Source organism: Paraoerskovia marina DSM 21750, from assembly GCF_000701465.1.
GTDB lineage: Bacteria > Actinomycetota > Actinomycetes > Actinomycetales > Cellulomonadaceae > Paraoerskovia > Paraoerskovia marina.
Genome location: NZ_JNIY01000004.1, coordinates 1 through 13,223, shown reverse-complemented (window position 1 = coordinate 13,223; position 13,223 = coordinate 1). Strand labels below are relative to the sequence as shown.

Annotated in this window: 12 protein-coding genes and 1 rRNA gene; 4 read left to right on the top strand and 9 right to left on the bottom strand. The window is 71.1% G+C overall.

Features of this window, described 5'->3' with window-relative positions; translation table 11 throughout:
* Window positions 1-34 precede the first annotated feature (34 nt).
* Window positions 35-1,948, top strand: a complete 1,914-nt coding sequence (locus Q343_RS15715; RefSeq protein ID WP_162175468.1) for an ABC transporter permease — start codon at window positions 35-37, stop codon at window positions 1,946-1,948.
* On the opposite strand, the gene Q343_RS0106120 is transcribed toward Q343_RS15715, so the two are convergent.
* Genes Q343_RS0106120 through Q343_RS0106100 form a run of 5 tightly spaced genes read right to left on the bottom strand, consistent with a single transcriptional unit; the run spans window position 1,945 to window position 7,370 of the window.
* Window positions 1,945-3,105 carry an AGE family epimerase/isomerase gene (locus tag Q343_RS0106120; protein ID WP_162175467.1) on the bottom strand — a complete coding sequence of 387 codons (1,161 nt, stop codon included), beginning with the start codon at window positions 3,103-3,105 and terminating at the stop codon, window positions 1,945-1,947. The genes Q343_RS15715 and Q343_RS0106120 overlap by 4 nt on opposite strands.
* 32 nt (window positions 3,106-3,137) lie before the next feature.
* Window positions 3,138-4,349 (bottom strand): sugar ABC transporter permease, encoded by a 1,212-nt coding sequence (locus Q343_RS0106115; protein ID WP_081829669.1) that lies wholly within the window; start codon window positions 4,347-4,349, stop codon window positions 3,138-3,140.
* Entirely contained in the window at window positions 4,346-5,098 is a 753-nt protein-coding gene (locus Q343_RS0106110) for an ATP-binding cassette domain-containing protein (RefSeq protein WP_043109721.1), read from the bottom strand. The genes Q343_RS0106115 and Q343_RS0106110 overlap by 4 nt, the downstream gene beginning before the upstream one ends.
* Window positions 5,095-6,174 (bottom strand): substrate-binding domain-containing protein, encoded by a 1,080-nt coding sequence (locus Q343_RS0106105; RefSeq protein ID WP_043109719.1) that lies wholly within the window; start codon window positions 6,172-6,174, stop codon window positions 5,095-5,097. Before Q343_RS0106105 ends, Q343_RS0106110 begins: the two co-directional genes overlap by 4 nt.
* Window positions 6,171-7,370, bottom strand: a complete 1,200-nt coding sequence (locus Q343_RS0106100; RefSeq protein ID WP_172829000.1) for an ROK family transcriptional regulator — start codon at window positions 7,368-7,370, stop codon at window positions 6,171-6,173. The genes Q343_RS0106105 and Q343_RS0106100 overlap by 4 nt, the downstream gene beginning before the upstream one ends.
* A 187-nt stretch (window positions 7,371-7,557) precedes the next feature.
* Here Q343_RS0106100 and Q343_RS0106095 point away from each other — a divergent pair, with 187 nt between their 5' ends.
* The 3 genes from Q343_RS0106095 to Q343_RS0106085 all read left to right on the top strand — a co-directional run bounded on the left by Q343_RS0106095 (window position 7,558) and on the right by Q343_RS0106085 (window position 10,766).
* Window positions 7,558-8,856 (top strand): ABC transporter substrate-binding protein, encoded by a 1,299-nt coding sequence (locus Q343_RS0106095; RefSeq protein ID WP_029252709.1) that lies wholly within the window; start codon window positions 7,558-7,560, stop codon window positions 8,854-8,856.
* Window positions 8,857-8,964: 108 nt separating this feature from the next.
* Window positions 8,965-9,864 carry a carbohydrate ABC transporter permease gene (locus Q343_RS0106090; protein WP_029252708.1) on the top strand — a complete coding sequence of 300 codons (900 nt, stop codon included), beginning with the start codon at window positions 8,965-8,967 and terminating at the stop codon, window positions 9,862-9,864.
* Complete coding sequence (locus Q343_RS0106085) at window positions 9,864-10,766, top strand: carbohydrate ABC transporter permease (RefSeq protein ID WP_081829668.1); 903 nt, start codon at window positions 9,864-9,866, stop codon at window positions 10,764-10,766. Before Q343_RS0106090 ends, Q343_RS0106085 begins: the two co-directional genes overlap by 1 nt.
* 94 nt (window positions 10,767-10,860) lie before the next feature.
* Here the strand turns inward: Q343_RS0106085 and Q343_RS0106080 are convergent, their stop codons facing one another.
* The 4 genes from Q343_RS0106080 to rrf form a co-directional block, all read right to left on the bottom strand.
* Window positions 10,861-11,061, bottom strand: a complete 201-nt coding sequence (locus tag Q343_RS0106080) for a hypothetical protein (protein ID WP_029252706.1) — start codon at window positions 11,059-11,061, stop codon at window positions 10,861-10,863.
* 167 nt (window positions 11,062-11,228) lie between these two features.
* The gene (locus Q343_RS0106075) at window positions 11,229-12,182 is read right to left on the bottom strand and encodes a sulfite exporter TauE/SafE family protein (RefSeq protein WP_052366941.1); all 954 of its coding nucleotides are present in this window, start codon (window positions 12,180-12,182) and stop codon (window positions 11,229-11,231) included.
* 208 nt (window positions 12,183-12,390) lie between these two features.
* The gene (locus Q343_RS0106070; protein ID WP_029252704.1) at window positions 12,391-12,852 is read right to left on the bottom strand and encodes an RrF2 family transcriptional regulator; all 462 of its coding nucleotides are present in this window, start codon (window positions 12,850-12,852) and stop codon (window positions 12,391-12,393) included.
* An 87-nt stretch (window positions 12,853-12,939) separates the two neighbouring features.
* A 5S ribosomal RNA gene (rrf, locus tag Q343_RS0106065) occupies window positions 12,940-13,056 on the bottom strand.
* Window positions 13,057-13,223: the final 167 nt, after the last annotated feature.

Below are 13,223 nucleotides of genomic sequence, written 5' to 3'. Positions count from 1 at the left end.
TCGGGGCGGCGCCGTCCTGCCACGGTGGGTTCTGGTGCCCGCCGCAGTCGGGCTCGCACTCGTCGTCGTGCCCGTGGTCGCACTTGTTCTCGCAACGCCGTGGCCGGACCTGCCCGACCTCCTGACGTCCCGGTCCGCGGTGGAAGCGCTGTGGCTCTCCCTGCGGACGTCGGTGCTCGCGACGGTGATCTGCGCGGCCCTCGGGGTGCCGCTCGCACTCGTCCTGGCACGCGCGTCGTTCCCGGGGCAACGCGTGGTCAGGGCCCTCGTGCTTCTGCCGCTCGCACTCCCCCCGGTCGTCGGGGGCGTCGCCCTGCTGGAGGCGTTCGGCCGACGCGGGCTCGTCGGTGAGCCGCTGGCGGTGCTCGGCCTCGAGATCGGCTTCACGACGGCGGCCGTGGTGCTCGCGCAGACGTTCGTCGCCCTGCCGTTCTTGGTGCTGTCCCTCGAGGGCGCTCTCCGGGGCCGTCGCGAGGGCGCCGAGGACGTCGCGGCCACCCTCGGGGCCGCGCCGAGCCGGGTGCTCACGCGGGTGACGCTGCCCGCGGTCGCCCCGGGGCTCGTCTCCGGGCTGGTCCTCGCGTGGGCGCGCGCGCTGGGCGAGTTCGGGGCCACGATCACGTTCGCCGGCTCCCTCCCGGGCGTGACGCAGACCCTCCCGCTGCACGTCTACGTGACGCGGTCCTCGGACCCCGAGGGCGCGATCGCGATGTCCCTCCTGCTCGTCGTCGTCGCGCTCGTCGTCACGACCGCGGTCTACCGCCCGCCGCAGCGACCCCGCGCGGCTCGGGCCCCCGACCCGGCGGCGGCGTCGTCGGGCCCACCTCCGACCACCACCGCACCGACCACCACCGCGCCGGCCGACCCAGGACCGTCGGGACCTGCGGTCGACGTCGCACGCCCCGCGCCCGCCGCGGCGACCGTCACCGCCCGGGTCCCGGACCGGGACGTGGACGCCACGATCTCGGTGGCCGCCGGCGAGGTCGTCGCCGTGGTCGGCCCGAACGGCGCCGGGAAGTCGACCCTGCTCGCGGCTGCCGCGGGCCTCGTCCCGGGAACCCTCGCCGTCGACGACGGGCCGGTCGAGGCCGCCCCGGTCCACCGGCGGCGCGTCGGGTGGGTGCCGCAGCAGCCGACCGCGGTGGCCCGCCGGACTCTCGACGACGTCGCGTTCGGCCCCCGCGCGGCAGGCCTTCGCCCGGACGCGGCCCACGGCCGGGCGCACGCTGAGCTCAGACTGCTGGATGCCGATCACCTCGCGGAGGTCCCCAGCACGGCGCTGTCCGGAGGCCAGGCCCGGCGGGTCGCGATCGCCCGCGCACTCGCCGCCGACCCGCGCCTCCTGCTTCTCGACGAACCGTTCGCGTCGCTCGACACCGCCGTCGCGCACGAGGTCCGGACAGCCCTCCGGGACCGCCTGGCCGCCAGTCCCTGTTCGACCCTGCTCGTCACCCACGACCCGCTGGACCTCCTGCTGCTGGCCGACCGCGTCGTCGTGATGGAGGACGGGCGCGTGGTCGACGACCGGCCCGTCGCCGACGTCCTCGGCGCACCCCGGACCACGTTCACGGCGCGCCTGGCGGGCATCAACCTTCTCCGTGGAACCGCCGTCGCCGACGGGCTCGACACCCCGACCGGCCGGATCAGCGGGGTCCCCGGCGACGGCGGGCCACCGGAGGTGGGAGCGGGCGGCGTCGCGGTCTTCGACCCCGCGGCGGTGGCGGTGCACCGCACGCCTCCCGGCGGCAGCCCGCGCAACACGATTCCCGTGAGGGTCACCGGCGTCCGGCCGCACGGTGCGCTCGTCCGCGTGCACGCCACGTCCGACGACGGGACGCACCTGGCCGCCGACCTCACCCCGGCCGCCCTGGCCGACCTCGACGTGCGGGCCGGCGAGCGGCTGCTGTTCGTCGTGAAAGCCGCCGAGGTGCGCGTGGTCGGGCTCTAGCGCGTCGCCGTCGGTCCCGTCGCCCGCAACCCCTGGCGCACGGCCCCGCCGAACGACGCACCCACCGGGAGGTCTGGCGCGAGCAGCGCCTGGACGGCGACGTGAACGTCCTGCGGCCCGCTGCACCACGGGTCCGGGTCGGCGGGCCACCAGTCCTCCGCCCGGCGGGCGTACCGTTCGTCCCCGGTCACCCGGGCCAGCTGGTAGGCCGTGGTGATCGCGGCACAGCGCGCCGCGACCGGCGTTCGGGTGTCGAGCGCGTTGCCCTGCCAGTCGACGGTCGCGACGAACCCGTCGCCCGTCCACGCGTCGGCGAGCGCCCGTTCGAACAGGGAGATCGCGGCGTCGGTCCGTCGCCCGGTCGACCCGTGCGCCGCCTCGAGCGAGAGCAGCAGACGCGCCCAGACGAACCCGTGCCCAGGGACCGATCCGTAGGGCCGCTCGGCGTCCCGCGGGTCGTGGACGTTGTAGTCGCGGTCGGGGATCCAGTCGGGGGTGAAGTGCTCGGGCAGCCGCCAGCGGTTGGCCGAGGCCCAACCGACGACACGGTCGACGACGGCACCGGAGCTCTCGAGCCACTGCAGGTCGGCGGTGGCGTCGTAGGCGGCCAGCATCGCCTCCACCCCGTACATGTTGGCGGCGAGTCCGCGGTACGGCCCGGGTGCGTTCCAGGCACGGTCCCACTCCGTGCGCAGCATCGACGCCTCGGGGTCCCAGAACCGCTGGCCGAGCACCACCAGCGCCTCGTCGAGCATCACGCGCGCCCCCGGCCTGTCCGCGAGCGCCGCCGTGGCGGCCGCGAGGACGACGGCAGTGTGGGTCCCGGCGTCCTTGGCCCCGTCGACGCCGTCGCCTGGGCCCCGACCGGCGAACCAGCCGCCGTGGTCCGGGTCGGCGAGCATCGTCCGGAGGCTGGCCAGGGCGGCGTCGGCGCGCTCCGCGCTGTTCTCGGCACCGACGAGGTGCCCGAGGGAGTGGACGTGCGCGAGTCGCGCTGCGACGTCCGTCCTCACCCCGATGCGCTCGACGTCGACGGCGGCACACCCGTCCAGGAGCGCTCGCAGCCTGGCCGCGCGCCGCACCGCCGCACGGCCCGGATCGCTGACGGGCTCGAGCTGTGCGTCTGCCGAGGGACTCACCCCTGCGTGGTCTGCCACATCCAGAACGCTACCCCGGACTGCGACCCGGGTCACACACGGGTGACCGACCGCTGCTGACGCTGTCGCAGGAGCGTGTCGATCGAGACGGCGAAGGCGAGGACGAGCCCGGTCACGATGTTCCGGGTCGCGGCGTCGAGGTCGAGCAGGGTGAGCCCGTTCGCGATCGACTGGATGACGAGCACCCCGAGCAGGGCCGACCAGGCACTGCCACGCCCGCCGAAGAGACTGGTCCCCCCGATGACGGCGGCCGCGATCGCGGTCAGGAAGAGACCTCCTCCCCCGGTGCCCTGGTTCGCCGCGGCGAGGCGTCCGGCCGCCAGCACTCCCCCGAGGGCGGCCAGCGTCGAGCAGGCGACGAACGCGGAGACGAGGGTGCGCCGGACCGGTACGCCGGCGAGCAGAGACGCACGGTGGTCGCCCCCGACCGCGCGCACGTGCCGCCCCCACCGGGTCCGGCGCAGCAGGACGTCGGTGACGGCGACCAGGACGACGAAGAGCACGACGCTGTACCCGATGCCTCGCGCCTGGCCCAGATAGCCGACGACCACGGCCAGGAGGACGGCAAGGACCGCCGGCCTGATCAGGACGCCGAGCACGGTGGGTGCCGGGAGCTCGGCGAGCACGCGCCGTCGTCGTTCGACGATCCCGATCGTGGCGACCCCGGCGACGACGACCGCCGCCCCGACCCAGGCCACGCCGTCGGGCACGAACCACGCCTGGTTGAACTTCACGAGCCACGAGTCGAACGGCAGGTTGACCGAGCCGTCGGCGCCGAGCACCCGCCACTGGACACCTGCGACGACGAGCAGACCGGCGAGCGTGATCACGAACCCCGGGAGGCCGAACCGGGCGACGAGCACACCATAGAGGAGCCCGATCAGCGCGCCCGCGACGAGCGCGACGACGACCCCGAGCGCGACGGGCCAGTCGCCCGCGACCGCCCCGACCGCCACGATCGCGGCCGCGAGACCGCTCACGGACCCCACCGAGAGGTCGATCTGGCCGGCCAGCAGCACGATGACGATCCCGAGCGCGATGACACCGGTCGAGACGGACTGCAACGAGAGGTTGACCAGGTTCTCGGGCGTCCAGAACGTGGGGTTGGCGATGCCGAACGCCACCCAGATCACGACCAGCGCCCCGGCGATCGGCGCGAGCCGGTGGTCGCCGTCGGTCCACGTCTGCCACGCCGACGAGATCCGCCCGCCGTCCGTGCGCGGGGCTGTGCGTGCCGTCGTCATGATGCCCTCCCGCCCGCACGCGGGGCGACCGCACCGGTGATCGCCCCGAGCAGGTCTTCAGTGGTGGTCGTCTCGGCGTCGAACTCCCCGATCAGGTGGCCCAGCCGCAGCACGGCGATCCGGTCCGCGACGGCCTGCACGTCGGTGATCGAGTGGCTGATCAGCACGACGGCGTGCCCTCGCTCGCGCAGACGTTCCACCAGGGTGAGCACCTGGGCCGTCTGGCGGATGCCCAGGGCAGTGGTCGGTTCGTCGAGCACGATCACCCGCGGGTCGCCGAGGAGCGCCCGCGCGATCGCGATCGTGCGGCGCTGACCGCCGGAGAGCGCCGCGACCGGGACGCGGACGCTGGGGACGCGCGCGGCGAGCTGGTCGAGGAGCTCCCACGCCTGACGTTCCATCGACACCTCGTCGAGGAAGATCCCGGCCGCGGCCTCGTGCCCGAGGAAGAGGTTCTCGACCACGTCGAGGTTGTCGCAGAGCGCGAGCTCCTGGAACACCGCGGCGATCCCTTCGCGCCGTGCCGCGGCCGGGGAGGTGAGGTGCACGGGCTCGCCGTCGATCCGCACCTGCCCGCGGTCGGGGGTGTGCACGCCGGACAGCAGGCCGGCGAGCGTGGACTTGCCGGCCCCGTTGTCGCCGACGACCGCGAGGACCTCGTGCGTGTTGACCTCGAGATCGACGTCGACGAGGGCCTGGGCTGCACCGAAGCTCTTGGAGACTCCGGCGAGGGTGATCGCTGCGGTCACGACGCTCCTTCATCGGTCAGGCCGAGCCGCGCGCACGCGTCGGCATACGGGTCGGTGCAGATCTCGTCGACCGCGTGGATCCGGCCCTGGACCACCACGCGCTCGACGTCGTCCGCCCAGATACTGGTGGGGGCGAGCAGGAAGCTCGGGACGCCGCCGATCGTGGTGGAGGCGACCGGGTCCTCGCCGCGCAGCACCCGGACGGCGACCTCGGCGGCGGTCCGGGCCTGCTGGTCGGTGGCCTTCGCCACGGTCATGAGCTGGTCGCCGTCGACGATCCGCTGGACCGCGGAGAGCTCGGCGTCCTGACCGGTCACCGGCGGGATCGGCTCATAGCCCGCGGCCTTCATCGCGGCGATCGACCCACCGGCGATTCCGTCGTTGGCCGCGTAGACGGCGTCCACCCGACCGGCGTACTGCGTGAGCTGGGCAGTGACCCACTCCTGCGCCCGGGTGGGGCTCCAGTCCGGGGTGTCGTACTCGGCCAGGATCGTCACGTCCGCGCCGTCGAGCGCCTGATGGACGCCGGCCTTCAGCGCCGCCGAGTTCGGGTCGGTGGGCGAGCCGTGGACGAGGAGTGCGCCGGGCGGCTCCTCCCCCGGCTCGGCGTCGGCGAGCGCCCTCACGATCGCCTTGCCCTGCTCGTAGCCGATCATCCGGGAGTCGAACGAGACGTAGTAGTCGACGCGGGGGTCGTCGATGAAGCGGTCGTAGGCGATGACCGCGACGTCGTTGCGCTCGGCCGCGGCGACGATGCTCGTGGCCGCGGTCGTGTCCACCGCGTCGATGACGAGCACGTCGGTGCCGCGCGCGATCATCGCCTCGGCCTGCTCCTGCTGCGCCGCCGCGTCCTGCTCCGCATTCGCGTACAGCAGCTGGCAGTCGGGACAGCGTTGACGCGCAACCTCCTCGAACGTCGGCCGGTCGCTGGTCTCGTACCGCGCAGCCTGTGCCTCGGGCAGGAGCAGCGCGATCGTCCCGGCACGCTCCTGCTCGGCGTCCGTCTGCCCGGTGCAGGCGCCGAGGCCCAGCGCGGCGACGGCGGCCAGGGCGACCCCGGCGAGTGCCCGCCTCATGCGCTCACCCCCAGCGCGCCGTCGGACCGCGCCCGGTCGAGCGCCACGGCGAGCGCACCACGCGCCTCGGCCCACTCGCCGAACTCGGAGGGGACGACGACGGGCGGGCCCTCCGCGCTGGGGACGGTCCGCTGCTCGACGGCGGAGCGGAGCGGAGCGAGGATGATGTCGCCCGCCGCGGCGAGCTGGCCACCGACGACCACCACCTCGGGGTCGACGAGGTTGCAGAGGTTGGCGACGGCCGCGCCCAGGTGGGCCCCGGCGTCGGACAGGACCCGACGGCAGCCGGCGTCCCCGTCCTGGGCGCGGGTGACGACGTCGCCGAGCGTCAGGTGCCCGTGGCTGGCGGCGAGCATGCCGAGCAGGACAGGCGACCCGACGAACGTCTCGAGGCACCCGCGGTTCCCGCACCGGCAGATCGGCCCGTTCTCGTCGATGGTGACGTGGCCGATCTCGCCCGCGGACCCGGCCCGGCCGTGGAGCAGGCGCCCCCCGAGGACTATCCCGCCGCCGATCCCGTGCGACGCACGGACGTAGACGACCGGGTCGTACCCGACGGCGGCGCCGTACCGTGCCTCCGCGAGTGCTCCGAGGTTGGCGTCGTTGTCGACGCTGACCGGCACGCCCAGCTGCGCGGAGAGGTTCGCGGCGACGTCGGCACCGTCCCAGCCGCGCAGCAGACCGGCGCTCGAGACGACGCCCCGGGCCGTGTCGACGGGCGCGGGGACGCCGATCCCGACCGCGAGGAGCTCTCCCACGCCCGCCTCGACGGAGTCGGTCATCTCCTGGATCAGCATCGAGGCGCGCTGCATGCCCATGTCGGCGCGGTGGTCGGGCGCGAGCGGCATCTGCTCGGACGCGAGCAGGCGCATCGACGCGTCGGCGAGGACGACCCGCATGGTACGAGAACCGAAGTCGACGCCGGCCACGAGGCCGAGGCTGCGTGCCAGGGTGACGAGCTGGGCGCGTCGCCCGGAGCGCGTCGACGGCGCCGTGCTCAGCACCCCGGTGCCGGTGAGCTCCTTGACGATGTTCGAGATCGTCGCGGGCGAGAGCCCCGTGATCCCCGAGAGCTCGACCTGGGTCAGCGACCCGTGCTGTTGCACGGCAGCGACGATCCTGGCCCTGTTGGCCTCACGCAGTGAAGTCTGCGATCCGGGCGTCTCCCGCGTCGTCCGCACCGAGTCAGGATACATCGGGCAGAGCGAGCACTCCTTGAGTTGACGTTATAACGCGATGGTCACGGTTGGGTGATTCTTGTCTTCACTTCTTGACACCAAGGATTCGGAGCCCTTTGATGGGGAGCGAGCCACCACGGACGTGATGATGCGTCCGGTCGCACCACGGTGCGATCCCCACGGCAACGAAGGCGACGGGATCACGATGCGCGTCAACACACGATTTGCTGCAGCGGCAGCAGGTGCCGCAGTTCTGGCACTAGGCCTCACCGCATGCGGCGGCGACGACTCCAGCGACACCTCCTCCGGAGACGGCGGGTCCTCCGGCGACAGCGCCGGCGAGGTCGAGGTCTTCACCTGGTGGGCCGCCGGGTCCGAGAAGGCGGGACTCGACGCCCTCGTCGGCGTCTTCAACGAGCAGCACCCGGACACCGAGTTCATCAACGGCGCCGTCGCCGGTGGCGCCGGCTCGGCGGCCAAGGACCTCCTGCAGTCGCGTCTGCAGACCAACGACCCGCCGGACACGTTCCAGGCGCACGCCGGTGCCGAGCTCCAGGACTACATCAGCGCCGGGCAGATCGAGGACGTCAGCGACCTCTACGACGAGTTCGGGCTGACCGAGGCCTTCCCGGCCGACCTCGTCGACCGCCTGACGGTGGACGGCAAGATCTACTCGATCCCGTCCAACATCCACCGTGCGAACGTCGTCTGGGCCAACCCGACGGTGCTCGAGGACGCGGGCCTCGACCCGGCCGCGACCTACGACAGCATGGACGACTGGTTCACTGCGCTCGACGCGGTCGAGGAGTCCGGCGTGACCGCCCTGTCGGTCGCCACCACGTGGACGCAGGTCAACCTGCTCGAGACCGTGCTCCTCGCGGATCTCGGTGCCGAGGGCTACAACGGCCTCTGGGACGGCTCGACCGACTGGGAGGGTGCCGAGGTCACCGGCGCTCTCGAGGACTTCGAGAAGCTCATGGGCTACACCAACACCGACCGTGACGGCCTCGACTGGCCTGACGCGACCCAGCAGGTCATCGACGGCCAGGCCGGCTTCAACGTCATGGGCGACTGGGCCGAGGCCGCGTTCGCCGAGGCCGGCAAGTCGTCGCCCGCCGATTACACCTACTTCCCGGTCCCCGGGACGGACGGCGTCTTCGACTTCCTCGCCGACTCGTTCACGCTGCCCGTCGGTGCACCGCACCCGGACGGCGCCAAGAACTGGCTCGAGACCGTCGGCTCCGCCGAGGGCCAGGCCGCGTTCAACAAGGCCAAGGGCTCGATCCCGGCCAACACCGACGCCGACACGTCGGACTTCAGCGAGTACCAGAAGACGGCCATCGAGTCGTTCGGGCAGGACACGATCGTCTCGTCCCTCGCCCACGGTGCCGCCGTCCCCGTCGCCACGCTGAACGACATCAGCGACGCGACCAGCAAGTTCACGACCGGTGCCAGCGACCTCGCCGGCTACCAGTCCGAGCTCGCCGCGGCCGTCAACGGCTGACCCGGTAGACGGGGCCCGTCCGGCACTGCCCGGGCGGGCCCCGTCGTCCGCCGCCCACCCTCACGTCGCGCCGCGACGCGCACCCCGGATCCCGGGAGGAACATCCCCATGAACCATCGCTTCAGGCGGTACGGGCCGCCCATCCTGCTGCTCGCCCCGTCCCTCATCCTCATGGCCGTGTTCGTCTACGGGCTCATCGGGGCGAACTTCTCCACGTCGATCACCGACAACCACTCCGCAGCGACGGCAACGGGCGTGGAACCGACCAGCACCGTCTGGTTCGAGAACTACACGCGGCTGCTCGGGTCCGAGGACTTCCAGCACTCGTTGATCAACCTCTTCCTCTACACCGTCGTCTTCCTGCTCGGCACGCTCGCGATCGGGTTCGTCTGGGCGTGGCTCCTCGACAAGCCCATCAAGGGCGAGGGGTTCTTCCGCTCGATCTATCTGTTCCCGATGGCCGTCTCGTTCATCGCCTCGGGCGTGGTGTGGCGCTGGCTCCTGAACTCGAACCAGGGCGAGAACGCGAGCGGCCTCAACCGGCTGTTCCAGATGATCGGCCTCGACTTCCTGCAGAACAACTGGTGGAACAACGTCACCTTCGGGATCCTGGCGATCACCATCCCCGCCATCTGGCAGCTCTCCGGCTACGTCATGGCGCTCTTCCTCGCGGGCTTCCGCGGGATCCCCGACGAGCTGCGTGAGGCCGGCCGGATGGACGGCGCGAGCGAGTGGCAGGTCTACCGCCACGTGCTCTTCCCGCAGCTGACGCCGATCATGCTCTCCGCCCTGATCATCATCGGCCACATGTCGCTTAAGTCCTTCGACCTCATCATGTCGATCTCGAAGCCGGCCAACTACCAGACGAAGGTCCCCGCCGTCGACATGTATCTCGCCAAGGCGAGCTTCGACTACGCGGACGCCGCCGCCATCGGCACGATCCTCCTCGTGCTCGTCGCGATCGTCGTCGTCCCGTATCTGATCAAGACGAACCGTCAGGAGAAGTGATGTCGGCGACCCTCAGCACCCCGGTCCCGCCGCCCGACGTGGCAGGCGAACCCCTCGAGCTCCGACGCGACAAGGGAACCCCACGGTTCGGCGTCGGGCGCACCCTCCGCTACGCCGCGCTCATCTTCGGGATCGTCATCGTCCTGATCCCCGTCTACGTGCTGCTCGTGACGAGCTTCAAGGGCCCGGGCGACGCCTCGCCGGTGCGCGCCTGGAACCTGCCCCAGATCTGGACCCTCGAGAACTGGAAGGAGGCGTGGACGGCCCTGTCGCCGTCGTTGTGGCGAACCTTCCAGATGGTCATCCCGGCGTCGATCATCGCGGCGTTCCTGGGCTCGATGAACGGGTTCGTCCTCTCACGGTGGAGCTTCCGTGGGGCGAACACCGTGTTCGCCCTCATCCTGTTCGGGATGTTCATCCCCTACCAGGCCGTGATGATCCCGCTGCTGCAGATCTTCCTCGACGCCGGCATCCCCAGCGGTGTGCCGTCCCTGATCCTGCTGCACGTCATCTACGGGATCCCGATCACGACGCTGATCTTCCGCAACTACTACCAGACCATCCCGCACGAGCTCGTCGAGGCCGGTCGCGTCGACGGGGCGGGCATGCTGCGGACGTACTGGTCGATCATCCTGCCGATCTCGATCCCGAGCTTCGTGGTCGTCCTCATCTGGCAGTTCACCAACGCGTGGAACGACTTCCTGTTCGCCGTGTTCTTCTCCAACAACCAGAACGGGCCCGTCACCCTCGCTCTGAACAACCTCGCCAACGGCGCCCTGCTGCAGGACTACGGCGTCTCGATGGCGGGGGCACTGCTGGCGTCCCTGCCGACGCTGATCGTCTACATCATCCTCGGCAAGTACTTCGTCGGCGGTCTGATGTCAGGATCCGTGAAGGGCTGAACCGCTCGCGGACGACGAAGGGCCCTGGACACCGCGGTGTCCAGGGCCCTTCGGGGCTTCGGGGGCCGGCGCGCGGCCTGCCCGGCGCGACGAGCTACTCGACGGGCTCGCCACTCTGACCCGCGCTCTCGCTGAAGATCGAGAGGGGATTCGTGAAGATCTCGTCGTTCGTCGTGTCGCCGGCCTTCGCGCCGAGCATCATCCCGAACGTCATCAGCGCGAGGCACACGACGCCGATGAAGATCCACCAGCCGAGGTAGCCGCGCTTCTTGTTGTGTACCGATGCTGCTGCCATGCGAGTTCCTTTGAGAGTTGCCGTCCGAGTGCGTGGACTACGGCGTCCCTACGCTCTATTCAACGACAGAGACGGCCCCGCTGCCCGGTCTATGACGGCAACCCCGGTGTGACCTTCGCCTCCACGAACCGCAGGATCACAGGAAGAACGGGGCAGACCCACCAAGATCAGGCATCATGCCGACCAGAAACGACGGCGCCCGCGACCCCTCCCTGCTCCGCGCCCGCCGACCCCTCGACCAGGGGCGACCCCACGCGCCGGGTGCGCAGGTGCGCACGGACGGAGTACGCGACCGCGCCGGCCCACACCGCAACCACCAGCGCGTAGACACCCCAACGCACCGCACCACCCGCATCGACCACGTCGAGCGTCAGAAGCGTCCGCACGTTCGTGAGGACGATCAGCCCGCCGACGGCGGAACCCAGGACGCGCGGGGGCAGGATCCGTACCAGCCACGCCGCGACGGGCGCAGCCACGAGGCCGCCCGCGAGAAGCGCCAGCGCCCAGGCACCGTTGATCCCCGCAGAGCCGAGCCCGAGCAAGAACCCGGCACTGGCCGCGATCGCCACGAGGAACTCGCTGGTGTCGATCGACCCGATCACCTTGCGGGGTTCGAGCCGACCGCTCGCGAGGATCGCCGGGGTGCCGACCGGCCCCCACCCACCGCCGCCCGTCGCGTCCACGAATCCGCCCACCAGCCCGAGCGGCGCCAGGAACCGCTTCCGCAGGGGCTTGCCCAGATTCTCGGAACTGATCCCGGTGAAGGTGAACCGCGCCAGGACGTAGAGCCCGAGGGTCAGGAGCACGAGAGCCATGACGGGAGCCGCGACGTCGGTCGCCAACCAGGACAGGAACGTCGCCCCGACGAAGGCACCGACCGCCCCAGGGACCCCGATCCGGAGGACGACCCGCCAGTCGACGTTGCCGAACCGCCAGTGCGAGACACCGGAGGCGAGCGTCGTGCCGATCTCTGCCAGGTGGACGGTCGCCGACGCCGCTGCCGGATTGGTCCCGACCGCCAGAAGGAGCGTCGTCGACGTGACGCCATACGCCATCCCGAGACTTCCGTCGACGAGCTGGGCGCCGAGACCGATCAGGGCAAGAAGAACGAGGGTGCGCATGGGATTCCTTCGGACGTGATCGACGAGGGGACGGGGACACCGCAGGTGCCGAGGCTGCTTCGCTCAAAAAGACTACCGATCTCCCTACTATGTTGCTAGGGAATGACCATCGGGCAAGACCTTGTCACAACGAACAGAGACCTTCGGGGCCACCGATCCCATCGGTGCACCGCGTGCGCCTTGAGCGCACACGCCGACCGTCAGGGGCTCAGGGGTTCTCCCACGCCGTCTCGTCGGCGACGAGGTCTCGCACCTCGGCAGGCAGGCCGCCGCTGGCGAGCTGCTGGAGCGTCACCGCCTCGAGCACTGCTCGCACGTTCGCACGGAGCGCCACCCACACGTCGAGAAGCCCGGAGGCTGCCCCGCTGTACCGCTCGAGGTCGGAGGGTCGCTCTCCCCGGACGAAGACGAGCGGTCCGTCGACGGCCCTGAAGACGTCAGCCAACGTGACCTCGTCGGCGCGGCGGGCCAGTCTGTAGCCGCCGCCCGCACCGCGTTGGCTGAGCACGAGGCCGTCTCGGCGCAGGTCGGTGAGAATTCCCTCGAGGAACTTGTGCGGGATGCTCTGCGCACTGGCGAGCTCCGCTGCCGTGACGGCGCGCGCGTCGTCCGCGGCGGCCAGTTCCGCGACCGCACGGATTGCGTAGTCTGCCCGTGCTGAGATCCTCATGCACGCAGTATCTCAGCCGGCGACGACGAAGATCACGGGGTATGCCAAAGGCCCACCCCGGTTGGGGTGGGCCTTTGGTGAATGGTTGTCCGGCGGTGTCCTACTCTCCCACCCCGTTCCCAGGGCAGTACCATCGGCGCTGAAGGGCTTAGCTTCCGGGTTCGGAATGGGACCGGGCGTTTCCCCTTCGCTGTGACCGCCGTAACTCTATGGAGATGTTGGGTTTCCTTCCCCCGGGTGGCCGCGTGGTGCGGGTGGGGGTTGGTGGTGCCCGTGTCTCGGGAACCGCATAGTGGACGCAAGCATTGAAGTGTTGGGTTGTGAAGTTGTTGGCTGATTAGTACCGGTCAGCTGCGGCAGTCTTTAGTCCT

What these genes read in the sequence shown, in the direction of transcription:
- Q343_RS0106105 (WP_043109719.1), bottom strand. Translation starts at nt 6,174, where the DNA reads ATGAGGCGGGCACTCGCCGGGGTCGCCCTGGCCGCCGTCGCCGCGCTG.
- Q343_RS0106095 (WP_029252709.1), top strand. Translation starts at nt 7,558, where the DNA reads ATGCGCGTCAACACACGATTTGCTGCAGCGGCAGCAGGTGCCGCAGTT.
- Q343_RS0106090 (WP_029252708.1), top strand. Translation starts at nt 8,965, where the DNA reads ATGAACCATCGCTTCAGGCGGTACGGGCCGCCCATCCTGCTGCTCGCC.
- Q343_RS0106070 (WP_029252704.1), bottom strand. Translation starts at nt 12,852, where the DNA reads ATGAGGATCTCAGCACGGGCAGACTACGCAATCCGTGCGGTCGCGGAA.
- Q343_RS0106075 (WP_052366941.1), bottom strand. Translation starts at nt 12,182, where the DNA reads ATGCGCACCCTCGTTCTTCTTGCCCTGATCGGTCTCGGCGCCCAGCTC.
- Q343_RS0106115 (WP_081829669.1), bottom strand. Translation starts at nt 4,349, where the DNA reads ATGACGACGGCACGCACAGCCCCGCGCACGGACGGCGGGCGGATCTCG.
- Q343_RS0106085 (WP_081829668.1), top strand. Translation starts at nt 9,864, where the DNA reads ATGTCGGCGACCCTCAGCACCCCGGTCCCGCCGCCCGACGTGGCAGGC.
- Q343_RS0106100 (WP_172829000.1), bottom strand. Translation starts at nt 7,370, where the DNA reads ATGTATCCTGACTCGGTGCGGACGACGCGGGAGACGCCCGGATCGCAG.
- Q343_RS0106080 (WP_029252706.1), bottom strand. Translation starts at nt 11,061, where the DNA reads ATGGCAGCAGCATCGGTACACAACAAGAAGCGCGGCTACCTCGGCTGG.